At 34.3% G+C, this 25,698-nt stretch carries 26 protein-coding genes, 1 tRNA gene and 1 pseudogene; 8 read left to right on the top strand and 20 right to left on the bottom strand.

Annotation, left to right across the window (positions count from 1 at the left end; genetic code table 11):
• Window positions 1-133: 133 nt before the first annotated feature.
• Entirely contained in the window at window positions 134-679 is a 546-nt protein-coding gene (locus tag B9N66_RS07665; protein ID WP_009649511.1) for a hypothetical protein, read from the bottom strand.
• Complete coding sequence (locus B9N66_RS07660; protein ID WP_087580537.1) at window positions 657-959, bottom strand: hypothetical protein; 303 nt, start codon at window positions 957-959, stop codon at window positions 657-659. Before B9N66_RS07660 ends, B9N66_RS07665 begins: the two co-directional genes overlap by 23 nt.
• Before the next feature lie 1,306 nt (window positions 960-2,265).
• Between B9N66_RS07660 and B9N66_RS07655 the strand changes: the two genes are divergently transcribed.
• The 5 genes from B9N66_RS07655 to B9N66_RS07635 all read left to right on the top strand — a co-directional run bounded on the left by B9N66_RS07655 (window position 2,266) and on the right by B9N66_RS07635 (window position 6,985).
• Complete coding sequence (locus B9N66_RS07655) at window positions 2,266-4,038, top strand: site-specific integrase (RefSeq protein ID WP_034964515.1); 1,773 nt, start codon at window positions 2,266-2,268, stop codon at window positions 4,036-4,038.
• Between the two features lie 82 nt (window positions 4,039-4,120).
• Window positions 4,121-4,372 carry a type II toxin-antitoxin system Phd/YefM family antitoxin gene (locus B9N66_RS07650; protein ID WP_009295321.1) on the top strand — a complete coding sequence of 84 codons (252 nt, stop codon included), beginning with the start codon at window positions 4,121-4,123 and terminating at the stop codon, window positions 4,370-4,372.
• Complete coding sequence (locus B9N66_RS07645; RefSeq protein WP_009295458.1) at window positions 4,362-4,649, top strand: type II toxin-antitoxin system RelE family toxin; 288 nt, start codon at window positions 4,362-4,364, stop codon at window positions 4,647-4,649. The genes B9N66_RS07650 and B9N66_RS07645 overlap by 11 nt, the downstream gene beginning before the upstream one ends.
• A 366-nt stretch (window positions 4,650-5,015) precedes the next feature.
• Window positions 5,016-5,357 carry a plasmid mobilization protein gene (locus B9N66_RS07640; protein WP_009295459.1) on the top strand — a complete coding sequence of 114 codons (342 nt, stop codon included), beginning with the start codon at window positions 5,016-5,018 and terminating at the stop codon, window positions 5,355-5,357.
• Window positions 5,358-5,392: 35 nt separating this feature from the next.
• Window positions 5,393-6,985, top strand: a complete 1,593-nt coding sequence (locus B9N66_RS07635; RefSeq protein WP_009295460.1) for a relaxase/mobilization nuclease domain-containing protein — start codon at window positions 5,393-5,395, stop codon at window positions 6,983-6,985.
• A 667-nt stretch (window positions 6,986-7,652) separates the two neighbouring features.
• On the opposite strand, the gene B9N66_RS07630 is transcribed toward B9N66_RS07635, so the two are convergent.
• From B9N66_RS07630 to B9N66_RS07595, 8 genes and pseudogenes are all read right to left on the bottom strand, one after another.
• Window positions 7,653-7,826 (bottom strand): transposon-encoded TnpW family protein, encoded by a 174-nt coding sequence (locus B9N66_RS07630; RefSeq protein WP_009295461.1) that lies wholly within the window; start codon window positions 7,824-7,826, stop codon window positions 7,653-7,655.
• 61 nt (window positions 7,827-7,887) lie between these two features.
• A complete protein-coding gene (locus tag B9N66_RS10165) occupies window positions 7,888-8,184 on the bottom strand; it encodes an ATP-binding protein (RefSeq protein ID WP_107698022.1) in 297 nt (98 codons plus the stop codon).
• Entirely contained in the window at window positions 8,185-8,544 is a 360-nt protein-coding gene (locus B9N66_RS10160; RefSeq protein ID WP_009295463.1) for an ATP-binding protein, read from the bottom strand. It lies immediately after the preceding gene.
• On the bottom strand, window positions 8,498-8,722 hold the full coding sequence (locus tag B9N66_RS10155) for a hypothetical protein (protein ID WP_009295464.1): 225 nt from the start codon (window positions 8,720-8,722) through the stop codon (window positions 8,498-8,500). The genes B9N66_RS10160 and B9N66_RS10155 overlap by 47 nt, the downstream gene beginning before the upstream one ends.
• 201 nt (window positions 8,723-8,923) lie before the next feature.
• Window positions 8,924-9,268, bottom strand: coding sequence for a hypothetical protein (locus tag B9N66_RS09805; protein WP_009295465.1), 345 nt, complete (start codon window positions 9,266-9,268; stop codon window positions 8,924-8,926).
• Window positions 9,269-10,025: 757 nt separating this feature from the next.
• A pseudogene (locus tag B9N66_RS07610) lies at window positions 10,026-10,214 on the bottom strand (DUF3847 domain-containing protein); the annotation flags it as partial.
• Between the two features lie 501 nt (window positions 10,215-10,715).
• Window positions 10,716-11,069: a cupin domain-containing protein gene (locus tag B9N66_RS07600; RefSeq protein ID WP_009295467.1), complete on the bottom strand. Its 354-nt coding sequence runs from the start codon at window positions 11,067-11,069 to the stop codon at window positions 10,716-10,718.
• Window positions 11,070-11,146: 77 nt separating this feature from the next.
• Window positions 11,147-12,064, bottom strand: coding sequence for a type II restriction endonuclease (locus B9N66_RS07595; protein ID WP_009495139.1), 918 nt, complete (start codon window positions 12,062-12,064; stop codon window positions 11,147-11,149).
• 102 nt (window positions 12,065-12,166) lie between these two features.
• Between B9N66_RS07595 and dcm the strand changes: the two genes are divergently transcribed.
• Window positions 12,167-13,348, top strand: coding sequence for a DNA (cytosine-5-)-methyltransferase (dcm, locus tag B9N66_RS07590; protein WP_009495138.1), 1,182 nt, complete (start codon window positions 12,167-12,169; stop codon window positions 13,346-13,348).
• A 2-nt stretch (window positions 13,349-13,350) separates the two neighbouring features.
• On the opposite strand, the gene B9N66_RS10150 is transcribed toward dcm, so the two are convergent.
• Window positions 13,351-14,007, bottom strand: a complete 657-nt coding sequence (locus B9N66_RS10150; protein ID WP_009495137.1) for a DUF4368 domain-containing protein — start codon at window positions 14,005-14,007, stop codon at window positions 13,351-13,353.
• 6 nt (window positions 14,008-14,013) lie between these two features.
• Entirely contained in the window at window positions 14,014-15,198 is a 1,185-nt protein-coding gene (locus B9N66_RS10145; protein WP_021092745.1) for a recombinase family protein, read from the bottom strand.
• Between the two features lie 74 nt (window positions 15,199-15,272).
• Between B9N66_RS10145 and B9N66_RS07575 the strand changes: the two genes are divergently transcribed.
• Both B9N66_RS07575 and B9N66_RS09985 read left to right on the top strand, forming a co-directional pair.
• Entirely contained in the window at window positions 15,273-16,274 is a 1,002-nt protein-coding gene (locus B9N66_RS07575; RefSeq protein ID WP_257639814.1) for a Cj0814 family flagellar-dependent secreted protein, read from the top strand.
• Between the two features lie 239 nt (window positions 16,275-16,513).
• Window positions 16,514-17,089: a hypothetical protein gene (locus B9N66_RS09985; RefSeq protein WP_257639813.1), complete on the top strand. Its 576-nt coding sequence runs from the start codon at window positions 16,514-16,516 to the stop codon at window positions 17,087-17,089.
• 63 nt (window positions 17,090-17,152) lie between these two features.
• On the opposite strand, the gene B9N66_RS07565 is transcribed toward B9N66_RS09985, so the two are convergent.
• From B9N66_RS07565 to B9N66_RS07530, 8 genes are all read right to left on the bottom strand, one after another.
• The gene (locus B9N66_RS07565) at window positions 17,153-17,941 is read right to left on the bottom strand and encodes a cell surface protein (protein ID WP_087580535.1); all 789 of its coding nucleotides are present in this window, start codon (window positions 17,939-17,941) and stop codon (window positions 17,153-17,155) included.
• Window positions 17,942-17,953: 12 nt separating this feature from the next.
• Entirely contained in the window at window positions 17,954-19,120 is a 1,167-nt protein-coding gene (locus tag B9N66_RS07560; protein WP_087580534.1) for a Cj0814 family flagellar-dependent secreted protein, read from the bottom strand.
• Between the two features lie 16 nt (window positions 19,121-19,136).
• Window positions 19,137-19,928: a cell surface protein gene (locus tag B9N66_RS07555; protein WP_087580533.1), complete on the bottom strand. Its 792-nt coding sequence runs from the start codon at window positions 19,926-19,928 to the stop codon at window positions 19,137-19,139.
• A 12-nt stretch (window positions 19,929-19,940) separates the two neighbouring features.
• The gene (locus B9N66_RS07550) at window positions 19,941-21,122 is read right to left on the bottom strand and encodes a Cj0814 family flagellar-dependent secreted protein (RefSeq protein ID WP_009495130.1); all 1,182 of its coding nucleotides are present in this window, start codon (window positions 21,120-21,122) and stop codon (window positions 19,941-19,943) included.
• A 90-nt stretch (window positions 21,123-21,212) separates the two neighbouring features.
• A complete protein-coding gene (locus B9N66_RS07545) occupies window positions 21,213-22,967 on the bottom strand; it encodes a response regulator (RefSeq protein ID WP_087580532.1) in 1,755 nt (584 codons plus the stop codon).
• A gap of 105 nt (window positions 22,968-23,072) precedes the next feature.
• The gene (locus B9N66_RS07540; protein WP_087580531.1) at window positions 23,073-24,224 is read right to left on the bottom strand and encodes a Cj0814 family flagellar-dependent secreted protein; all 1,152 of its coding nucleotides are present in this window, start codon (window positions 24,222-24,224) and stop codon (window positions 23,073-23,075) included.
• Window positions 24,225-24,490: 266 nt separating this feature from the next.
• Window positions 24,491-24,567 (bottom strand) — tRNA-Met (locus B9N66_RS07535).
• A gap of 105 nt (window positions 24,568-24,672) precedes the next feature.
• Window positions 24,673-25,662 carry an argininosuccinate synthase domain-containing protein gene (locus B9N66_RS07530; protein WP_087580530.1) on the bottom strand — a complete coding sequence of 330 codons (990 nt, stop codon included), beginning with the start codon at window positions 25,660-25,662 and terminating at the stop codon, window positions 24,673-24,675.
• Window positions 25,663-25,698 lie beyond the last annotated feature (36 nt).

Raw genomic sequence — 25,698 nt, 5'->3', positions numbered from 1 at the left:
TGTGTTAGCGAGATGAAGCGTTTTAACGCTTCTTATATCTCGCATTGTAGCCCTCGGCAGAGCAAGATTATACAAGGTATGAAAACGAAGTGTCATACATTGTATGTGTCTTGCTATTAGAAAAATTTGCTTACTACCAAACATTGCTGCCACCATTTGTGTTTAGCCATTTAGTAAAATCTTCGTTAGCTTTTTGGCTATCTTGGTTGTAGATATGAATGATAAAGCCTTTAAGATTAGACACGTTATAAAGTGCTTTATCTAGCCTATTTTGTAGCGCAGCTTTGGTTTCATTTGTCTTATAGCTATCATAAAACAAGTAGCCCAAAAAGAAGGCCACTTCTATAAATAAAAAGGCAATTAATGCATATACTATCTTTTTCATCAAAGAGCTAAAAGATGAGTTAATCTTTGATATAGTTTTATCTGCACTCTTTAGAGTATTTTGAAAGTTGTTTTGAATCTCTTTTGTTGCATTTATAAGTTCAATACCTCCTTGCTCTATAAGTTCTATTTTTTCTTTAAAGCTTTTATCAAAGCTATCTGCGGCTTGATTAAAAAGTTCAATATTATTTCTAATATTTTCACTAGCCTTATTGCTCATTTCGATATGTTCTTGTAGAGCAATTACGGCATTTGCTGCAACTGCTGTATCGCTACTCTTGATTGTTAGTGCCATTGCTTAGTTCCTCATCTTTTTTATTATCTTCTTTAACCTCAGGAATTTGATCTGCATCGGATGGTTGATTCGTTATTTGTGCCTTATATTCTTTCTTCCATTTAAAAAACTCTTTATTCGATAGCTTTACGTTATAACGATTTTCGATTAGCAACTTGCATTCTTTGAGTGTTGCTTTTTCTGGAAAAAAGACGTCCAAGCATGCTTTTTTAATCTCCTGTTTTGTTTTATTTTTTCTAATAGCTTTTAAATCATTTAAAAGCATTTTTTTATTCGCCATATTTTTCTCCTATGACTTTTTAAATTTTTACAAAGATAGCAATAGCCATCTCACCAAATGGACATACCTATAGTGTGCCTTTTATTTTGATATGGTAGTTGTTGATAAGGTTTTTATTTAAGTAGTTTAAAAGTAGAGAACGATTACAATAAGGGTTCTCGCAACTTATCGTAGGGGTTCTCTTTAATTAAATACTTAAATAGAACCTCTACTTTTAATTAGTTTTATTCATGCTGGTTCCTTTTTTAATTAATATATTTTTAAAAATTGTGAGCATTATAATCTTTTTTTATAGTCGAGTCAATGAATTTGATAGTAAGTAGAATAAAAAAATGATTTTATGTTTTAAAAAGCACGATATATCAAGGGGTTTTTGCTTATAATTGATTGTATAGCATAAAAATACTTATGAATTACTTAATGCTAGTATTTATATGAGGAATCGAAACAAATATCTTAAAATTACCAAATAAAAATTATTGCATCATCATCAATTGCGCACCAAATACTCTCCAAGCAAATTCTCAAATTTTGCCTTTAAATACTCTGGCTCTTTTATCTTTATAAATGGGAGCCGGTATTTGACACACGCAGGATCTCGTGATGCTTATGCAGCCTATCTCTATTTTGTGTTTTATTGCTAGGAAATATGAATAAATCATAATCATCAAAAATATTTTTTAGCCCATATTCAATAGCTATAAACGCCATTTTTACTACACATCTATACTCATTTTATTTAAGTTATGGTAAAAATTTAACCCAGTAGAGTGACAGATTATATCATAGTAGATGATTCGTTAAAAAATTTTACTTGTTTTTTAAAATTTTACAAAAAACGTGTTAAAATTACTGCAAGCTTAAAAATTTGCTACATAAAATTTTGTTTTGCTACAAACATTAAGCTATATTTAATGAAAGGTAACTGCAATATAATATTGTAGAAACATCGTAGTTTAGGTATTTATGGTGTCACGGGGGAGACTTGAACTCCCGACCTCCGGCTTATGAGGATTTTTTATATGAGCTCACAAAAGCCTGAAATACGCACTTTAGACGATTTTTTACTTAGTCGTTACATAAAACTGTTCCATTTTTGACCGGTTGGCTATTAAATATGGGACAACACTTAAGGGAGCGAAACGGTATATATTACTACCGAGTCACACTTGCTCCAAGCATCAGAAAATTTTTTAACGAAAAGCGAGAAATTTGCTTCTCCACATCCACTAATCTCTTGGAAAAAGCCAGAAAAAGGGCTAAAATTCTAGATAATAATCTTTACCTGATAAAAAGGGCAGTTCACATGAATCTTAGTGATAACATAATCCAATCTTTTGTAAATTCGTTTATGAAAGTAAAGCTTAGTAAGAGCATCAAAGAGCACTCTCTTCTTAATAAGAAGATGGATGTAGAATTTCTAAATGCGCTCAATGACTACTTTAAACAAAGTTTGATAGATGGCGATCTACCTCAAATTTTAATTAAGGATATAAGTAATATCACTAACACTGCTGGTGCTCTTGGCAGCAAGGATAAAGAGAACATAGGGCAAACTCTTTTAGAGAAAAACATACTAACACTTAACTATCTTGTATCAAAGCTTGAGAAGAGCAGTGTGCTCTTTGATGACAAGCGTGAGCACTGTTTCCTTGAAGATGGCTCTAATGATACTAAAGCCACGCCTAGTTCGTTTGATGCTAAGGATATAGATTCTTTTCAAGAAAATATAAAAGAGCTTGAAAATAGTGGTTGTTTGCCCATTACTGATGGGCAGCTTAAGGCTATGGCTCAGAGGATTAGCGAGACGGTTTATGCCATACTAGATCAAAAGTATGGCTCAACTTCAAATTTAAAGCTAGTAAGAACAAAGAATGACCATAGAAGCATGGAAGATATTATAATGGACCCAAATCCACCAAAAAATATCAAGATAAAATTAGATGACGATAGTAGCTTTAGTATTTTTAATCCTAGCGCCAAAATAACCAAAGAGTATGAGATCAGGCAAGTACTGCAAGCGACATCTGGCTCTAGCAATCAATTCTCAGCTTTAAATTTAGAAGATCAAAAGAGCTTAAAGGATGCATTCGAGATATTTGAGACAAACACTAAAAGAGCTGACAAGTGGTCGCCAGATACGCAAAGACTAGTTACTGGCGTAAAAAAGCTCTTATTTTTATACTTTAACGAAGATACGCCAGTTTATAGGATCACAAGAGATAACTTGCTTGAATTTAGAGATCTTCTTTATAAAATTCCAACTAAGCTAGCTCAAAAGAGCAGGTATAAAGATAAAAGTTTATCTCAGATACTTAAGCTAGGAGAAAATGACGATAAACTCTCTGAGCCTACTATCCAAAAATATATGATAAGGGTTATTCAGTTTTTTAACTACTGCTTTGATAGCGGCTATATAAGTAAAAGCATAACTGCAAAAATGAATGTCAAGATAGACATAGACCCTAGCGAAAGGGCAGTGCTTCCATACGAAGCATCAGAAGCTAGAAAGATCTTTGAGATAGTAACTAGTATCAAACAAAGTGGTAAATCACCAAGTTCAAGGATAGAGGCTAGTGAGCTCTACTACGTCACAATGATAGCTGCTTATAGTGGCATGAGGATAAAAGAGATCACACAGCTTCATAAGGAAGATATAGCTTTAAAAGATGGGATTTACTGCTTTAACATAAACACAAATGATGGTAAAACCACCAAGACCAAAAACAGCATTAGGTTTGTGCCTATTCATAGTAAGCTCATAGATCTAGGTCTGCTAGAATATGTTAATAGCAAGAAAAGCGGAAATATATTTAAGGTAAGCAATAAGGACTTCTCTGAAATTTTTAGAAGCCAGATCCAAAGAAAGTTTATAGACAAAGACTCTAAAAAGACCTTCTACTCTTTTAGGCACTACTTTATAGACTATCTAGTGCAACGCGAGGTAGAAGCTAACCTTATAGCCCAGATAGTAGGACATGAAAAGCAGTATAAAATTTTACTAAACACTTATGCCAAGCCTATTAATGCAAACACACTAAAGGCTAAAGTAGAGATGGTATCGTATGATAATGAGTAGGGATAAATTTCAAAGCATAAACTTTTAAGACTATCTTTATATCTTATTTAGTATTATTTTAGGTATTAAATAAAGGATAAAAATGCAAACTATACAAGCAAATTTTACAGCTAGCATAAGTGAGCTAAAAAAGTCTCCAGCTCAAATTTTAAAACAAGCTGGAGATAATGTCGTAGCTATACTAAACCACAATGTCCCTAGCGCATATCTAGTACCAAGTGCTGTCTATGAAAAAATGGCAGAGATAATAGAAGAGTATCATCTAAGTAAAGCAGTAGATGCTGCTCTAGCAAGTGGTGAAAAACCAGTAAAAGTAAGCTTAGATGAGCTATGAGTTAGAGTTCTTACCAGGCGCTTTAAAAGAGTGGCAAAAGCTAGACAATAGCATAAAAGTGCAGTTTAAAAAGAAGCTAAGTGAGCGTCTAGAAAACCCAAAGGTTGCCAAGGACAAGCTACGAGGCTACGAAGATGTCTATAAGATCAAGTTAAGAGATGTCGGCTACCGCTTGGCATATCAGGTAAAAGATAGTGAGATAGTAGTGTTAGTGCTAGTTGTCGGCAAAAGAGAGAACAACGAAGTATACGAGATGCTAAAGGATAAATTTAACTAAGCATAAAGCTAGACTTTAGTTATCTGTGATTTGCTAGTAACTAATTTTATGTTATTAGCTTGTCCTATCTAAAGTGCTCTTTTATGATGAGCATAACCCCTATATTTTTATTATTTTATTTTCTTAATTTCATACTAGACTAAATTTTTAAGAGAAAATCCAGAAGCTACAAAAATTATATTATATATTTCATAGTATTTTTAAAAAACACGCATTTTAGCGGCCTGAAGCCTACCGAATTCCTTGTTTTAGGCTGTGAAATTTTATAAAATAACCTTAAAAGATATTTAAAGAGCAAGTCTGACAAAAATTTTTATGGCATAGGATTTTTTGAGTGGCTTCTTCTTAGATTGGGAGTAAATTTACGTGAGTTCTGAAAAGATAAAAAAACGCAAGGTAACCAAAGTCATAACTAAAAGACTTAGGCTAAGTAATGCAGAATGGTTGGTGATTAATAATAAATTACAAGAAAGTGGCCTAACTTTCTCAAAATTTGCCCTAAGAGCTATGTTGTCTAAGCAGATTTATGCACCAATTATAAGGGAACTTCTAATTGAGCTATCTAGACAAGGACAAAACATAAACCAAATAGCCACCAAATTAAATAGTGGGCAAAGCCTAGATAGAGTTGGTATTGAGATCATAGCCGACGATAATAAGATCTTACATAAAATTTATGAAATATTGGGTAAAAAATATGTTTCTTGATTCGCCTTGTATCAATACAAATAAAGGCACTAGTGATGCTAGTTAAATTTCTTCGTACTTATACTGGTGGTGGCCTTGGGAGCATAAATTATCTTTTAAATGAGAGAAAAGCTGCTGGAACAGCAAGAGTTATAAAAGGTGATGAAAATTTAACTAGAGCTATTATAAAAGGCATCACCTATAAACAAAAGACCTGTTTTGGTGTTTTATCATTTGAAGAGAGGCATGACTTTTTAACTGAAGAGCAAAAACTAAAAATTATTAAGGATTTTGAATATGCTCTTTTGGGTGAATATATGCTTGAACGTACAAATGTATTATGGGTAGAACACTCAGACAAGGATGGACGGCTTGAGTTAAATTTCCTTATCCCTAAGATAGATCTTGAAACAGACAGGTCATTTAATCCTTATTTTGCCAAATATGATCAAACGAGAATAGATCTAATCAAAAAGATCATTAACGATGAGTATGGACTATCAAGTCCAGATGATCCAGCAAAAGAGCAAACTATATTGTCTAGCAAGAAAAACATCAATCATTATAAAAATTTAGAAGAGCTAGACCAAAAGTTGCACGATCTGGTTAAGCAAGGCTATATTAAAAATAGAGACCACATGATTGAACTTCTTAAACAAAATGGTATCGAAATAACCAGGATCAACAAAAAAGGCATAACGATCATACTGCCTACTAAAAAAACAAAAAATCGTCTAAAAGGAGGAATATACGATGCAGACTTCACCAGTGCTCAAAGACTTGGAGAACTCAGCCAAAGCTCAAGCAGAAGAATTAGAGAATTCCATGATAGAAATACACAAGCAGAGTGCAGAGAAAATAGGCGAAAACTTGAGGAGCTTATTGCTAAAAGAGATAGATTTAATCAAGAAAGATATGTCGAAAGAACTTCAAAAAACAATATCCTTGCATCACAAGGACAGATCGGTGATAATCTCGCTATCAGCGGCTACCGCACTAATTTTGGGAATAGCAATTGGCTGGGTAGTGCACGCAATGATATTAAAGGAAGAAGTAGCTTGGACGATACCAAAACAATGGAGATACAGCCAACCTACTGCGGACAAGACCCAGAGGGAGTATTACATATCGATTCCAAAAGACAAAGAGATAATAGAGAACGAGAGCAGGAAATTTATATTAATGAAAATGGAGTAGAGGATGACAGCATTAGAGAAAGCATTGCTAGAAGAGAACGAGCGCTTGACGAAGACGATCGAAGACGAAAGGAGCAAGCACGAATTAGAAACAATGAATTTGCAACAAGACTGCGAGAAGAAGCTCGCGATATTACAGACAAATGTGACAGAGCTAACAAAGAAAGTCAAGAGCTTGAACAAAGATTGCAACGACGCCTTAACGGAATCTTTGCAGCAACAAAGAGATATGTACGAGAGTTCAATATCTTGCTTGGAAGAAAAATTAGAAAATTTAGAAGAAAAATTCCAAAATTTGAGAGAAGAATACGAGAGCTTACAGATAGAGCACAAGATGCTACAAGAATATGTAGAGAATTTATAGAGGAGCGTGAATACTCCCAAAAAGCCAGCATATATCACCATGTGGGTGATGTATGCAAGGAAAAAACTCAAAGTCTAGATATGTTTTAAACGTAGAGACTCTACTAAGTTTATTACATAATCATCTCATTTATTACTTCCAAACATTATTTGTTACGTTGCCATTTTAAAAATATACTAAAATATATTTTGTAGATCATAAAAAATAATTTAGTCTAATTATTTTTGTTCTTATGGCTGCCTTTAATCAACTTAAGCTTTTATTAAAAAAAGCCTATCTTGCATGGCCACTTTAATAAAGAAAATATTTTTTAAGCGTGGGTCAAGGGAGCGGCAAGCTATCCTTGCGAGCCTCTATGGAGATGCAAATGGTAACATTTTGTAGCTACATAGAGTATGCTCGCCCTAATATCTGAATTGAATTTTGGCGCATACTGGAATTAAATCAGTCCCACCAAAGAATGACTTAGTAAAAGTAAATTTTTGTAATTTTTGTGATTGGCATATTTGTCACTTGTTTATTTTGACTGATAAATTTGGATAGTCAATTATTTTATGGTTACTTTAATTAAAACTTAAAAAGCAAGAAGCTAGGAGGCAAACCACGAATGATATTAGCATCTTAAGCACCAATATAAATTCATACACTAAGCAACAGCACAAACAAGGCAGGTCTGCAAATTTTAGTGATATTTTTAACCAAAAGACCAAAGAAAAGATTAGCGAGCCAAACCTGTAACAACTTGTCAAGGACTTTCTAATCATTTTTATCATTTTTTTGATGTTTTTCACTCTCAATTTCTCTAAGCATTATGCGTTTCAATTTGTCTTGCATTGTTTCAGTAGTATTTTTATTAAAATGTACAACAACTTCATAGGTAGTTTTTCCAATCTTCTTTATTGTTTTTGTTTCTGTATTATTTTTTTGCATATCATCATTCCTTTTCTTGCAATTAAAAAGCGATTAGAATTTTTTACTTTTCCAATCGCTCTCATTCATCTATTAAGTTTTGTGCTTTCTTCAGCTTTTCTTTGCTCTGTATTTTTCTTCTATCAAGTCCCGTTATCCTAAGAGGTAAACACATCTCGATTATCCTTGAATAAATCCTGCCAAGCATTATATCTTCCTGTTCTTTTTCTATATCTTTGAAATTAAGGTTAGTAGTTATAATGGTTGGTCTTGCCTTTAGGTATCTTGCATTGATTACATTGTAAATTTGCTCTAAGGCATATTCTGTATTTCTCTCTATTCCAAAATCATCAAGAATTAGTAGGGTAGGGCTTGTTATCTATTCGATATATTCGTTTCTATCAAGATTAAAGCCGCCTTTTTGTAAGTCGTTTAATATCTGTGCAAAGTTCCTCATTTTTACTGTATGGCTATATTCTGTAATTATAGCGTTGGCAATAGCACAAGCTACATAGGTCTTGCCACTTCCTACATTTCCGTAAAGTAACAGTCCAACATTATCTTTTCTCATTTCTTCAAAATGTTTTACATAGTTCTTTGCTTTTTTGATGATTTCCTTATCTGTATCTTCATCGGCATTTTTAAAGGTGTAGGCTATTTGATTTTTGGATATAAAGCAGCTTTGTCTCAACCTATCTTGTTTTAACAGTTTTTTCTTGTTCAGCTCTATCTCTATCACATTTACAAGCCGTTCTGATAATCATAGGCTTATCCAACATCGGAATTACCTTACCGTCTATTCTTTCATTACAAATCTTGCAATAGATATGTCCGTCTTCTTCATAGTGAGTATCTTTGTTGTAGATAAAATCTGTCCCTTGAATTTTTGTAGTAATCATATTTTCTTTATCATTCATAATTTTAGTCTCCTTTTCTACATCAGGCTCTATAATGCGTTTTTAAGGCTTATTTTTATCTTAACCATAGTCTGACACCTCTTTTATGATTAAACCCTTAAAAACACCTTTTATAGGCTGTCGCTGTCTTCATAGTTGGTTGAATAGGTTCTATGGCTTTTATTTTGATTATTTTTCTGTGATAGCTTTTCTTTATCCTGTTCATACCAATTCATACCAATTAAGGATTGTTACATAGTGGTCTTTGTAGTCTGTGCCTTTACTTTTGATATATCTTAATAGCTTTTCAGTCATTGTATCTGTATGACCTTTCAGCCTATCTTTTAGATTTTGGTATTTTTCATCGGTTAAATGAATATTTTGATACTCTCCATAAAGGGACACTGGGGCAACCTGTTCTATTCTCCTCTTATCTAATCTACCCTTAACTATACTATGCGGACAAACGGTTGACACTTGGTTGTCATTTGGTATACCAAGATTTTCAACCTTGATATATGCTCCATTTTCCGTTTGCGTTATACTTTGCTTTTCTTCAAGATACATCGTTTCTTTTCGTCTGTCATTTCTGATGTAGTTATTTATCTTCCAATAGGTAATGACTATAACCCCTCTTTAAAAGACAATTACAAAACCTTTTGTAATTAGAATTTTTAAGTCATCATCATCTGCCCTCATAGATAGATGAAAATACAGGCATTGGCTACTTAATGGCATATCCAAAAATAAGTCGCTATCCACTATCTTTATTGAAAACATCCTTTTATCTGCCATTTTTCTCTCCTATCTTTTGTTATGAAAATGTAGCAACAAATCGTTACTCCTTTTATCTTTTAAGGAAGTCGTGTTTCACTACCCCCTTTGATTAGTACTGTCTTTGATTTAGGTACACTCCCATTTTGGGAATGTGGCATTTGTCATCTTCTTATTTTTCTTTTGTTGTTTTAGATGTCGGTCTTAAAAATACTTTTGCTTTTCTATAAACTGAATGAGCGTTTTGAAACGGTACAATAGAAAAAGCCGACTTTTGTTGTTTCAGTATGTCGGCTTAATGTAAGCTATCTGTTTCAAATTTTTATTGTCAAGGGTGAGCGATAGTGAATGTGCTTTACCCTTGATGATAAAAAAGCGAATGAATTATATTCAGTTGTCTTTTGCCTTTAATACGGAAAAATGCTTCGGCTTTTTTCTTTGCTCCCCGCAAGGGTAAAAGCACCGCAGGTCGCAAGGACACCTAAAGGGTGTATAATTGCGCCCTTAGAAAATCTAAGGGAATTACAATTATACTATGTCCTTGCGTTTCTTAGTCTTTTTGAAATGCTCTTTGCAAAATAGCCTTTATTTCTTCATTACTTTTCTCGCTTGCTCCCTCAATTAAACTTTCTAAGATTGCTCCTCGCTCTATCAATCTATGGTTTCGCTTTTTTCTTTCTTCAAGGCTCGTTTGCTTTCTGATTTTCTTTTCCTGATTTTTAAGCTGAGATAGTTTCTTTTCATATTTTTTTTCTTCTTACTTGCTTTCAATCTTTTCTTTTACTTTTTCTAATTCTGTTTTTATTGTCCATAAATTTCATCTCCTTTCAAGTTTTTTTCATAAGAAAAGACGATAGATGTTTTACTTTCTATCGTCTTGAATCTGTATTATTCAGCTCGACAAACTGAAATTTGACTTACTTCTTGTATTTCTCAACGATTATGCCTGCTACAATACCTACAATAAATCCCGCCGTAGTAACAGCCGAAAACTTAAACTTACCCCAAAGAGAAGGAAGCGCAGAAATCGCAAGTGCATACCAAAACAGATTACTACTGAGCAACCAACCATATAAATAACTATGCTCACCAGTTGAAATATTAGTAAATAGCCAACCAATCAAGTTGCTCTCACCAATATATCACCAGATATACAGCTATGTATCCCAATGTTATATAAACATTTTTCTTTCTCAAGTATAATCACAATCCTTTGTCAAACGGGAATTTTATTTTCCTGTCACTCGTTTATAGGATCATAGTCGGAAGGGACAGGTGCTACTATACTTACAAAGATGATATCCTCATCTCCAGTATTTTTTGCTCCGTGGCAGGAGTCTTTCTTCGATACTATGACATGGCCTTTCTTGAATGGAACCTCTTCATTAGGCTGGGGGTAGAATATTCCCTCTCCCTGAAGGACGATCCATATATCGTCGGAATTGTGGTGATAGTGCTTTTGCAATGTCTGACCGGGTTTGATAACCCAGACCGATCCGCCTGTAGATTCTGTCTGATAAAACGGTGTTCTGACAGCCTTTTCCGGATCCTCTTTTTTTACAAGGTCCATGCAATAGATTCTCTGTTCGCTCATGATTATTTGCTCCTTTGTATTCCATAGTTTAATCGAAAAAATGCGATTTAATGATATACCGACAAATTCTAATTTGTCTACTTCTTTATGTTTTTTAATCTCTCATCATAATATTCTTCTACAAATTTATGATTTTGGTGTTTTTCAATTTGCTTAGTGATAAGCTCTATCATTTGCTCATTTTGTTCTACTGTGTAGTTGAAATTTTTCCAATGAGAAACATTGTCTAAACATATTTCAACCAACTTTTCAAAGGTTAATACCCTTTCATTATCGGAATAATATGTTTCTTTTATATTTTTTGTTGTTGTAACTTGTATATTAGCCTCATATAGAGTGTTCAATACATCAGAGCTAATAGAAGTATCAAGAGTTGCTAAAAACATTTCTCTTGCACCTGTTCTTCCCATTTCTTCAGGTACTTCTTGCCATCTTTCTCTTAATGTGGTTTTTGCACTAATTAAGACAGTATTTCTCTTATTTACAATGTATTCTAAAACACCCGGAGAAACTAAATCTACCAATTTACCAAGACCTTTATTGACAAACTCTTGTTTACCTATATTACCTTGACTGTCAAGTGGAATCCCTGCACCAATCAAAATGAGTTCTATAATACTTTCAAATTCTTTACCTGCTCTACTCCTCCTACTTTGAGTATTTGACAAAGTCAAAGCATATATATGTTCCGGAAATTCTTCCACAAACCAAGTAATTGCCTCTATTGGTGTAAGAGTTTTGATATACTCATCATCAACTAACTCTTTTAGCATTTTTGAAGTAAAGTCTTTTTCTAATGGCTGAAATTCACTCCAACAGCTATTTCTAAGTTTTTCAACAACTTCACTTGCATTACTTAAAAAGAATTCTTTAGGGACTTTGTCGTATCCTAATGTAATAAAATTATCATAAACTAAGTCATAAGGCTGTTTAAAGCCTTCTTTCCTTTTTTCTTTAACTAAGTTTTTATATTCATCAAGAGAAATATTTGCCATAACTCTTTTCCTTTCTTGAAAAATTTTCTTCTATATGGTACAATAGTGTCAAATAGAGGACAGTTAGTCCTTGAAATAACATATATAAAAAGGAGAATATATATGAATATTATACCACAAATCATAGATAATTCCCCTGCTATTTTAATAAAAAATAAGCGTATCAGATTACAAATGACTCAAAAAGAATTAGCTGATGCTGTTGGTATGTCCAAATTCGGAGATAGGACAATTCGCAGATGGGAAAATGGAGAAAGTCAGCCATCGTCCATTGAGCTGAAACATATTTTATCATTTCCTGAAAAAGTACCTTTCCCCAATAATGAAAATGCCCCCTATAAAATCATTGATTTATTTGCCGGAATTGGTGGTACAAGGCTTGGATTTTACCAAACAGGTAAAACAAATGTCGTATTCAGTAGTGAAATTGATAAATTTGCAGTAAAAACATATAAGGCAAATTTTGGTGAAACTCCTTTTGGAGATATTACAAAAATATCTGAAAAAGATATTCCTAATCATGATATTATTGTCGGTGGTTTTCCTTGTCAAGCATTTAGTCAAGCCGGTAAAAAGCTTGGTTTTGAAGATACTCGTGGAACATTATTTTTTGAAATTGCAAGAATTATTAAAGAGAAACGACCTAAGGCATTTCTTCTTGAAAATGTCAAAAACCTAAAATCTCACGATAAAGGTCGTACCTATAAAACAATAGAAAAAACATTAAAGGATTTAAACTACGATGTTCATTCTATTATACTTAAAGCAAAAGACTTCGGTGTTCCACAAAATAGAGAGCGTATTTACATTGTTGGATTTGATAAGGATAAAATAGATAACTATAAAGATTTTTCTTTTCCAATTCCTCCCTGCCCAGATGTTTCTGTGGGAAATATTTTAGAGCAAAATGTTGATACTAAATACACCATTTCAAATGCACTTTGGCAAGGTCATCAACGACGAAAGAAAGAACATAAAATAAAGGGAAATGGATTTGGTTACACATTGTTCAATGAAAACAGTCCTTATACAAATACATTATCTGCAAGATATTATAAAGACGGGAGTGAAATACTTATTGAGCAAAAAGGAAAAAATCCACGAAAACTAACACCTCGTGAAGCTGCAAGACTTCAAGGCTTCCCCGAAAACTATATCATTCCTGTAAGTGATACTCAAAGTTACAAACAGTTTGGTAATTCTGTTGCCGTTACTGTTATCCATGCAATTGCAAATAACATAATTGATATACTTGATACCTGTACTAAAAAAGAGATTGACTAACTTCAATCTCTTTTTTCTAACTTATTAACTTGTATACCTGCCCTTTTCAGAACCTTTAATTTTTCTTGTTTTCTCTGTTCTCTCCTTGCCTTATACCTTTCCTCATATTCCTGTTGTTTTCCATTTACTTTACGCTTTAAGTAGTTTTGATGAAGTCTATCTTTTCTTTCCTTGATTTTTCTCTCTTCTTCCTCAATTTTTAATCTTTCTTCTTCTTCTTCTTCAGTCAATTCTTCTTTTGGTGGCTCATAGTTACCGATAAAATTAAAATATATCTCTATTTTTTGCTTTGATGTTTGACTACCTTTTCTATTCCTTTCATGAACAATAATCTTTTCTACAAACTCATTTATCATTGTAGTTGTAAGTTCATCAAAATTTTCATATCGGCTTATTAGAGATATAAACTTTTTCGCCTTATCTGTTTCTTTTTCATATCTTGATATTGCAAACTCTAAGTCTTTAATTTCTTTGCTTAAAGCTATTTGCTCTGTTTCATATTGACTGTTAAGTATCTCATATCTATTACTTGGTATTTTTTCAAGTATCATATCTTCGTAAATACGGCACATCAATCGTTCAAGTTCCTGAAGCCTGTTTTTACTTTCCATTAATCTTATTTTTTTCTTTTCTATCTCTACTTTTTCCTTTTCTTCCATTTCATTTTAAATGGAACGGATAAAGGCTTCGTGATCTTCATCAAGATATTTTTTAATGTCTTTTAAGGTTTCCTGTATAAGGTTTAAGACTGCTTCCGCTTTTATCCTGTGAGTAGATGGACAAAGCGTTCCACAGGGTACTTTCGTGTAAGCACTGCAAGTGTAATAGGGAATATTTTTGTAATTACTTGTTCTATGAACATACATTTTACTGCCACAATCTGCATAATACATAAGCCCAGTTAAAGGGTGATATTCTCCCCAACCATCGGGATACCTTTTTACATTTCCTCTTATCCTTTGCACATTATCAAAGGTTTCTTGGTCTATAATTGCCTCGTGGGTATTTTCAAATATCAGCCAGTTTTCTTCAGATACATATTTGCTTTTCTTATCCTTGAAATGCTTTCTTGTTTTGAAGTTTACAGTATGACCTAAATATTCCTGTTTCTTTAAGATACTTACAATTGTAGAACTGCACCAGCGATAAGGATGTTCAAACACTTTGCTTTGATGTAGTCCATATCCTAATTTTTGCTGATGGTAAGCAGGTATATCTACTTTTTCACTTTCCAATATCTTTGCTATTCGATACGGACCATTGCCTTGCATGGTCAGATTGAATATTCTCCTTACTATCTCCGCTGCTTTTTCATCTACAATCCACTTATCTTTGTCTTTTTCATCTTTGATATATCCATAAGGTGGAGAGCTTGCCGTATGCTTTCCGCTTTCCCCCTTTGACCTGAATGTAGATTGTATTTTTCTTGAAGTATCTCTTGTATACCATTCATTCATAATATTTCTAAAAGGGGTAAAATCATCTTCTCTATAAAAGCTATCTACATTATCATTGATAGCAATGAGCCTAACTCCCTTTTGTCTTAAGATTTCCATACATTGACCGACTTTAAGATAGTCTCTGCCAAGTCTACTCATATCTTTTACGATTATACAACCTATTATATTACCTTGATTAACTCCGTTCATCATTGCCATAAAGCCCGGTCTATCAAACTGTGTTCCGCTTATTCCATCATCTGTAAAATGTATGATGTTGCTTAAATTATTTTTACCTGCATATTCTTCAAGGATTTTCTTTTGATTTACAATAGAATTGCTTTCTCCTTGAAGTTCATCATCACGACTTAATCTCTCATAGAGTGCTGTTATCTTTTCATAATTCCTCATTTTTACCCCCTTTCTCTTAGTTTCTTAAATAAAAAAGAATTAAGAAGTACATATTTCACTAATATAGTGATTAAGTGTTCTCCTTAATTCTATTACTCCAAGAACCAGCTAAATTTACTTATACCACTTCTTCACAAAATAGCCTTATCTCTTTAAATTTTAATGAGCTTCAAGCTTATGGCTACACAGTAGATAAGGCTGGCTTTATGGGAGCTGATTTTAATAAAGCAGCCAGCTTACCGCAGGACTTTAAAATCCACAAAAGCACACTTGATGAGCTTAGTAGATTTGCCGAGCGCAACCATGTGTTAAACCGCATCAAGAGCAAAGACGAGCAGATAAAGATCTTTGATAATATCGATATGGCTGACACCATAAAGCACTACTACAGACTATTTGATCAAATGACCTCTGCTTTAGGTGATGATAAAAAGAGCTACACCCTTGCAGATATAGGCAAACTACCAAAAGGCTACAGTACAAAAGGCACTCGCTATGATGCCAAAGGACATTTGCTAAAAGATCTATCAAACTCTACTATCTCAAATATCTACTCTAGCACTGATGAGCTAAATAGCGCTAAATCTCTTAGCAAAGAGCTTTCAAGTGCAGGCGTTAGGCTCATAGTAAAAGAGGTTGATTTTACGATGAGCGAAGCAGGTGATGAGTTTAGCTTTAACCCTGATATGTCGGTATATCAAGTAGATGAAGGTTATAGCAAAGAGGCTCTTTTTATGGGATTTTTGCGCAGCTCTAGACCACTACCAAGTGATAGTGCAAAGACTAAGCTAAGTAGCGCTGCCTTAAATGATATCTCAAGCACTGGAGAGCATAAAGAGTATTTTGTGGATTTTGAAAAAGTGGGTAAAGATATTGAGAGTATAAAGGCGCTCATAAAAGAAAGGCTTAAAGAGCTAACGCTTTTAATGTATGCAAGATCAAAGAACACTAGCGCAGAGAGTGTTACCTCAAACGAATATGAGAAATTTAAGCCAGCTGGAGAGGATATAAATTCTCTAGCAAATTCTTGGAGTGAGAGGATAAGTTCTATTAGTAATACTTTTGTGTATGGATAAGTCATATATAAACTAAATTGTTGAAAGGTCGATTTAGTTATTGATTATACTCTAGCCCATAAAAGCATTAAACCTAAGTAGGTTGAATTCATATTCTTTAGCTGAATATGTGTTAGTGTATAAAACAGCATTGCTGGATAGGTGGTAGCAAGATGCTCTAATGCAAATTAATACCATAAAAAAGAATTAAAACCTATGAAAGAGATGCTGGAATATCTAAATAAAGTGAGACCTTAACAATGCTTAATAATATAACCTATTCGCCAAATCTAAATAACGATTCACTATTTGAAGGAAAAGAATTCGCAAGTAGAGTTAATTATAAGAAAGTGATGGGCAATAGCACAAACTTTACTGGGGCTTTTAAATCCTACAATGATAATAAACAAACTATTTGGGGTAAAACGTCAGATGATAATCTAGAAGGACAAAAGATACGTCGAACTTTAGAAAGATTTGGTGTGTCTTTTAGTAATGAGGGTCGCGAGCTCCTTGAATCGTCTAATATAAGTGTAGATGAATTTATTGAGAAATATTCTAAAGTTATAAATAGGAGTATGCCGCAAGAGGTTGGTGACTATGGACTAATGGATCAAAAAAGTGATCATGAAGAACAAGATAATCAAACTGATACACAAAAACAAGAAACCTTTAAGCCTATGCAAGTAACTAAGAAATTTAAAACTTATGATATGCAAGCCGATGAAAAATTTAAAGAATTTTACAAATTTATAAAAACTGAATTTGATAATGGCGAAAGCATATTTGAAATTTTAGAAAAAGTCGCAAATAAAAAAGTGGATAAAACCGTATAAAAGGACTAAATTTAGAGCAATCATTGCTTTCTACAATAAAACAAAGTAGCTATTTTTTATTCATCAAGCCATCTTATTTAAAATTTGCTTCTTATCTATCTTTTGCATAAGCTCTAAGACGTCTATGCCTCTTTTTTCTTTGAAATTTAAAAGCTCTCTTGCATAGAGAAATTTTTGATCCTTGTTTATATCATAGGTCTCATACTTCTTTTTAATCTGCATAGGTTTAAATTTCTTCTCGCTTTGCTCTTTGGCTAAATTTGCATTGTATTCTTGTTCTTCTTTGTGTAGTTTAGCCAGAAATTCTTTATGCTCTTTTGTAGTTTTTTCTACATCTTCTCTATAAAGCTTCTTAAACTCTTCTATACTTAGATCTGCTCTAGCAAACAATCTAGCACCATCATTACTCATCATTGTGTCTTCAGAAAATGATTTCATAAAATCTTCTAGTTCAGCCTCTTGTTCTGCTGTGCCGATACCGACCATCAGTCCAGAAATTGTTGGTTTGCCATCAACAGAGTTGGTAAGCAACCAATCCATGTGAGATTGTAATACATTGATCTCAAATTCCTCTAAGGTCTCTGGATATTTTGATAATAAAGCTCGCCTTTCATCAATGGTATAGCTATACTTTTTTGAAAGCATATTGTCTATCTTCTCTATGGTTTCTGTTATCCAGTTTTCACTACTTCTGTCTTCTTTGATGTATTTTTCAACATTATCAATTATTAAATTTTGCATATATGAATCAATTAAAGCCTTTTCTTGCTCCTTTGACATTTTTGCATTTTCTTTTTGGATAGTGTTGTCTTGTATCGGTGTGTTGCTAAGTCCGTTTATGCTAGTTATCATTTTAACTCCCCCCTACACCTTTATATCAACATCTCTTTTTATACCAAGCATATCTACTAGGTATTTTCCAGCTGGGTTTTCATTTAGCTCTTTTACTAAATTTAAAGGTGGCATGCTAAATTTCAAAAAGCTATCCATAAAGTCCTTGCTCTTTTTGCCGTCCTTGTCTATCTCACCAAAGAGTAGCTTTAGCATTTTTAGATTACGCTCCATCATCTTTTTAAATGAGAGTTCGTCTTCTTCATCTGAATACTTACCGACAAACCCAGTCGTTAGATCTACATAGACAAGGTCTCTTTTATACTTAACATACTCTTGCATATATTCAGGCATACCAGATAGATCAGAGTCGCTTGCTTTGTTGAAATTTGCTCCAAATTTCATCTCACCCATAAGCTCAAATAGCTCAAATGCCCTACTAAATTCTTTACTATCTACGCTCTTATCAAAGCCTTGCTTCTTTCCAAAAACGGTGGTTTCACCTTCTTTGACGTCAAGGTTGCTATTTATAACGGCTGCTAAAAGTCCGCCTCTAGTTATAGAGCCATCTTTGTTTGTGTATCTTTCGCCGTGTGGATCGATAAAAACACCACTTCCCACACTCTCTTTGCCACCATTATTGTTGTTAAAGATATCTGTTGTTGGCTTTAGTGGCTGCATGCCATCTCCGCCATCAAAGCTTGGGTTGAAAAAGAGCGTGCTTATCATCTGCTTGTTTGACTCTTTGTAGTTAAAGCTAGAAGCAGCTGCATCAAAGTCATAAATGGAGTTATGGATCTTAGTTACTTGCATACTTTGGCGGTTATAAGAAAAGCCTTGTGGGAAATTTCTTATCTCGTCAATGCTAAAGCTATCTTTTGAATTTAGCGTGTCTTCGCCAACGACTTGGCAGAGAATTTTGTAGGCATTGCCAGCAGTCTTTGCTATATCTATGCTTTTAAAGGTGCGACTAAAAAATGATGTCCCCTCTGCAACATTGACTAAAGACTCCAGCGTGCTTGAGTGAATTTTATATTCACTTGGGATGCCAGCTTGTTTATTAAACTCATCTGTAAAGTAGCCATCCTTATCTACCTTGTAGCCTAAAACCTCTGAGCTGGTTTGTTTGGTGGCAACTTTGGTTGATACCTTTATGTTCTGCTCTAAATTTAAGGGGTAGCTACCAAGTGCGTTTATCATCTAATATCCTTTAAATTTAAGCCATCTTATTTAAAATTTGCTTCTTATCTATCTTTTGCATAAGCTCTAAGACGTCTATGCCTCTTTTTTCTTTGAAATTTAAAAGCTCTCTTGCATAGAGAAATTTTTGATCCTTGTTTATATCATAGGTCTCATACTTCTTTTTAATCTGCATAGGTTTAAATTTCTTCTCGCTTTGCTCTTTGGCTAAATTTGCATTGTATTCTTGTTCTTCTTTAATTATCTGCTTTCTTTGTTCTGCAACATCCTTTGTTGCTTTTTCTCTTGCTTTGGCAAATAATGTTTTAAATTCATCTATGCTTAGATCAGTTCTATCTAAAAGACTAAGCGACTCCTTGTTATTATTTGGATAAAGAGAAGACATGCTATCCATAAAAGCTCTTAGGTCAGCCTCCTCTTCTTTTGTGCCAAGACCTATTAGTTTGCCCATCATGGTTGGCTTGCCATCAACAGAGTTTTCCTTTAATATATCAGAATACATTATAAGGACTTGATCTTTTGCTTCTTCTAAAGTTTTTGGCTGTTTCATCGACATGGCGTTGCGATCTTGTTCGGTATTGTAACGCTTAGAAAGCATATTATCTATTTTGCTTATCGTTTTTGCAACCCAATTATCTTCATTTTCGTCTATGTCAATAATCTCTTTTATGCTCTTTCCAACTGGACCATACCATAAAGCTTCTATTTTGGCCTTTTCATCATCTTTGGTATCTTTAGCCATGTTTTCTTTTTGGATAGTGTTGTCTTGTATCGGTGTGTTGCTAAGTCCGTTTATGCTAGTTATCATTTTAACTCCCCCCTACACCTTTATATCAACATCTCTTTTTATACCAAGCATATCTACTAGGTATTTTCCAGCTGGGTTTTCATTTAGCTCTTTTACTAAATTTAAAGGTGGCATGCTAAATTTCAAAAAGCTATCCATAAAGTCCTTGCTCTTTTTGCCGTCCTTGTCTATCTCACCAAAGAGTAGCTTTAGCATTTTTAGATTACGCTCCATCATCTTTTTAAATGATAGTTCGTCTTCTTCATATCCCCTACGTCTATCTTCAGGAGTGCTGACAAAGCCACTTTCTAAGTCGATATAGACAAAGTCTCTTTTAGATCTAATGTGATCTTGCATATATTTAGGCATACCTGCTATATCGTTATCGGTAGCATTTATAAAGCCAGGTCCAAATTTCATCTCGCCCATAAGTTCAAACAGCTCAAATGCTCTATTAAATTCTTTGCTATCTACGCTCTTATCATAGCCTTCTCTTTTGCCTCTTGCGGTTGTCTCGCCCTCTCTCACATCAAGGTTATTGTTTATAACGGCTGCTATAAGTCCGCCTTTGGTTATTGAGCCGTCTTTATTTGTGTATTTCTCTCCGTGCGGATCCATAAATACACCAATGACCGTGTTTTCTTTGCCACCATTGTTGTTGTTAAAGATATCTGTTGTTGGCTTTAGTGGCTGCCTACCATCTCCGCCATCAAAGCTTGGATTGAAAAAGAGCGTGCTTATCATCTGCTTATTTGACTCTTTGCCGTTAAAATCAGCCGCAGCCGAGCCAAATTCATGAATGGAGTTATGGATTTTGGTTACTTGCATACTTTGGCGGTTATAAGAAAAGCCTTGAGGGAAATTTCTTATCTCATCTAAGCTAAAGCTATCTTTTGAATTTAGCGTGTCTTCGCCAACTACTTGTGAGAGGATTTTGTAGGCATTATTTACGGTTTTTAGTATATCGATGCTGTCAAAAGTCCTTTGCATATAGTCAGACTGCGTCTCTATCCTTACTAACGACTCCAGCGTACTTGAGTGGATTTTATAATTACTTGGTATGCCAGCTTGTTTATTAAACTCATCTGTAAAGTAGCCATCCTTATCTACCTTGTAGCCTAAAAGCTCTGAGCTCGTTTGTTTGGTGGCAACTTTGGTTGATACCTTTATGTTCTGTTCTAAATTTAATGGGTAGCTACCAAGTGCGTTTATCATCTAATATCCTTTTAGCTTCATACCAAAGATATCGTCTTTTTTGTGAAAAGATTTATTTTACAAAGGTTTTTAGTTTGCATAAATTTACTCCTAAACTCTCGTATCTACCTTTTTATAAAGCCTATCTTTGCTAGATAGCTCTTTAAATTTTAGGTCGTTTTCAAGATAAGTGATGTTGTAAATTTCTTTAGTGGTGATGCTTTTGCCGTTTTCAAGTCCGATTAGGAATTTACTTGTAAATTTATCAGTGAGGTTTTTAACGAGCTTTGCTCCAAGCTCTTTTAGGCTAGATATCTTCTCATCTTGCTTTATACCTATATCTTTAAAGTCAAGTCTATTTAGCTCTACATCATTCATAGCTTTAGCGTCTAAATTTATACTTGCTCTTTTGCTATCCTTGTCATCTTTGCTGATTAGCTTGCCAGTGTCGTTATAAATTTCTTTTACCTCTAGCTCTCTTCCGCTGTCAAATTTAAGTGTGATCGTGCCATTTTTATTTAGCTTCATAGCTATTACGCTGTCTGTGTCTTTTAGTGCAGCTGCTGCCTTGCTCGTATCACTCTCAAAAGCATGCTTTACTCTTTCTAAATTTTCTAGGCTAAACTCAAGCCCAGTTGCTTTTTCAAACTCACTCTCCATAGCGATCATATAAGATGACTTTGTGGCTTTTAGCTTTGAGATGAGATCATCTGCATCCTCTACATCATTTTCTTTTAAATTTTTGCTTATCCACTCTACATCTTTGCTATGAGCGCTAGACTCTTTTTGGTAGTCGTTATAAAATTTCATAAAGCTATCTTTTTGATAGCCTGCGTATGAAAAGCTCTCATCTTGTTTAGATCCAGAAGGCTTTATGATAGGGTTAAACTCACTAAGCTTTTTCTTGCCGTCAAAGCCAACTTTCTCATAGGCAAAGTTGTTTAAGCCGCTCTCTTCGTTAAATATCTTATTATCCCTAAGATCTACCCAGCCGTCTTTGTCTGCATGGTCTTTGAAAAATTTATTAGTCTCTTCTTTGTCTATCTTTTGGTAGCGATACTCGGCTGAAAATAGAGTATAAGGGTTTGAGTTATTTAAACTAACTCTGTAATCAACTGTGTTCTTGCTAGCAAAGTCCATAGCCTCATGGCTTAAATTTCTAATATCTTTTTTGATAAAGTCGTTAAGGTTTATCTCGCTTACAACTTCGCTTAGTTTGAAAATTTTCTCATTTCCATCTTTGTCGTAGCCTCTAACCTTTAGCTTATCAAAGTATTTATCACCAGAATTTATCACTCCGTCCTTGTTGCTATCAAAGTTAAATAAAAATCCATTTGCATCTAGCTTGCCTATACCTAGTTTGTCATTATCGTCATAAAGATCCAAAAAGACCTCCACGTCACCCAGTGAGGTTTTTATCGTTTTTTCATAGGCGTAGTCATTTAAATTTGTAAATTTAGTATCTGCTGCCGCGATGGGCTTAATGGGAGTTTTTGAATTTATAGATGAGAAATAGGTGCTAGTTTGATCCACTTTCCTTAGCGCTGAGGCATCTTCGCCAAAGAGATATTTGTTCTCAAAGTCTTTTTTGTCCCAGTTTCTTCTTTGTATATCCACATAAGAAAAAGCATCGTTTGTCCCACTATCTGCTTTAGCATACTCTGACTTCACGCCACTGGTGCTGGCGCTTTGGATGATAGAGTAAGTGCTATTTGAGATAAGCTTAGTAGCGATGTCTTTAAGCTCAGACTTTAAATTTGTATTGTCTAAAGTTTGCACTCTATCTACGCCAAGAAGGACCCTTGAATAGATCATATCTTTGGGTAAATTTATATTTATGGGCTCTAAATTTGGTGATATATTCATTCTAAATCCTTTTAAAATATATATCTTATATCGGCAAATATAAAAAATGTTTAGTAGTTTATAGTCTAAAAGGGCTTAGAGCGAATGCCTACTATGTTATATTTTTTAAAGCTCTCTTGTCTTCGTCCTCTCATCAAATTCTTTTAAAACGTCCATTATCTTGCTTGCTAGTCCCTCAAGCGTTTGATCTTTTTTAAGCTCTAAATTTCTAAGCTTTAAAATCCTGGCTAGTATATCTTTTAGATCTTTCTTGCCAGATAGTATCTCATCATAATAAGCCTTTGGTATGCCTATCTCACTTCTATCTTGTTTTGTAAGTATTAATGAACTTTTATACACATTAAGAGCCTCGTCAGTTATTCTTGTTGTGCCACCTTGCAGCACAAGACCTTGCTCGTTTTTTAAAAATGCAACAAAGATTTGTTCCTTTGTATAGCCTTGTTCGTTATCATATACAGACATGTCAGGCTTAAAGTCATATCCAGCACTACTAACCCACATATAAGGGATAGTATGCTCAGTTGTCATCACTTCTGGAGAAAAGTCAAGGAAATTTCCATTGACTTCTACATTTATATCGCTTAGATCATCCCATAACCTATGTGCATCTTCTGCGTCTTGTGCTGTCCTAAAGATATGAGTTACCTTCTCATTACTCCTATCAGTTAGTCCATCTATCTCGTCACTTGTCATCCTACCCATTAGATATTCGAAATGATCCATTTTTTTATCTTTTGAAAAGTAGCCCTTTGGCATCTTTGCTAGGTCCTCGGCTGAGTAAAATTCTTTACCCTTACTAATAACTCCAGCTGAAATTTGATCAAAAATTTTATAGTATTGCTTGATAGTATTTGCTAGATCGATATTTGCAAAGCTATCCTCTCCAAAGAGTTGGTTATCTTTTTTTGTTTCCATTGAAAAATTTATACTATTTGGGTGCTTTTGATTGTGTAGCACTATCGCATCAAGTGTGCTTTTGTGGATTTTAAAGTCCTGTGGCAAGCCTGCTGCTTTGTTAAAATCAGCTCCCATAAATCCTTTAGCATCTACACTATATCCATAACCCTCTTGTGAAGTAAATTTAGCCTGATAAAGAGAGTCGATACTGCTAGATGAAACAAAGTCATTCTTAGGAATAGTGGTTTGGCTGATCGAATTTATATTTGGAGTGTTAGGCAAGAAATTTGCAAAGCCTTCGCTTTTTGTCTGCTTTTGGTAGTGCTGTTTTGTTAAGATGGAGTTATAAGAGACTTTCATAGCTTACTCCTTGAAATTTAGCTTCAAAGAGTAAGCAAAAGTTGTGCCGAAAATTTAAGCGAGATAAATTTATGTTTGCTCGCTTTGAAATAAAATTTTACCTATGGGCAAAAATAAAAGCAAATTTATAGAAAGCATCTTGTAAAATAAATCAATCCTAAAAAAATGTACCGCTTTTTATAAAAACTGTACCATACTTTTAGGAAATTTTAAAGAAAGGGAAACTGCAAAAAGGGCAGTTAAAGTATCGATAAGTAGGACATCTATGGTGTCACGGGGGAGACTTGAACTCCCGACCTCCGGCTTATGAGACCAGCGCTCTAACCAGCTGAGCTACCGTGACACTTTAAAATAAGTTTCGGATTATATAATTTTTAAACTTATTTGTAGATAAAAACCATCTTTATCTACAAACACAAAGTAAAAGCACCAAGAATCGATAAAATATCTATTTTACGAAATAATTTTGAGCTAGAGATTTATCCTCAGGTGTGATACTAAATTTCTCGCTATCGATGCTAACTTCAAATTTATTTTCTCTGCTTGCTTTTGTATAAGCTAATGCAAGCCTTGCAGCAAGCTCTTTATCGGCTTTGCTAGCATTTTTACTTATGAAGCTAACAGCTCCCACGATGTCATCGCTCTCTTTAAATTTTACTTGATCAAATTTATCATTTGGATGCGCTAAAAGAGCGTTGTTATCGCTCTCGTCACGGCCTATTATCATTTTTGCACCATCTGGCAAGCGCAGATGCCTACCAAGCTTTAGCCACGTCACATCGATATCTCGCATCTCTTTATCAAAATTTAGATAATCCTTTATCTTCACAGCAAAGCTCTCGATCGTTAGCAAACAACCGCCTCCAGGCGTTGCAAAGTCCTCAAAGCCAAATTCCTTTGCCAAAGCAAGCTGCGGCTTTCTATCGCGCCCACTTATATCAAGCAGCTTCTCTCTATCGACCCAACCCTCACGCTCTGGCTTAGTTGGCGGCAAAAGTTTAGCACACATCGGACGAAGCACTAGATCGTCCTCATCATTAGCTAGGTGCTTAACCTGAAAGAGTGCGTCTCTGCGCTGGCTCATCGGCCTTTGACCCAAAACTTCGCCCGTGATGATGAAATTTGCATTTTCACTTTTTAGCATATTTAGAGCCGTTTTAAACATATATCCGTGGCAGTCAATACATGGGTTAAACTGCTTGCCGTAGCCGTATTTTGGGTTAAAAAGCACGTCACGAAGATACTCGTTTCTCATATCAACCACTTGTAAACTAGCCCCAGCCAAAGCTGCGCGGCGTCTTAAAATTTCATGTTTTTCTTCATCTACGCCAAATCCAGTATCCATATAAAGTGCGACCACTTCGATGTTTTGATCGCTTATTAATTTCATTGAGAGCATGCTATCAAGCCCTCCGCTAAACAAAGCTAAAGCCTTCATTTTTGTCCTGAAAGTAAAATTTAAAGCCTAAATTTA

Origin of the sequence: Campylobacter concisus, from assembly GCF_002165775.1 — a bacterium.
Taxonomy (GTDB): Bacteria; Campylobacterota; Campylobacteria; order Campylobacterales; family Campylobacteraceae; genus Campylobacter_A; species Campylobacter_A concisus_E.
Note: the sequence above shows the minus strand (reverse complement) of the source record. Positions and strands in the feature narration are given on the sequence as shown.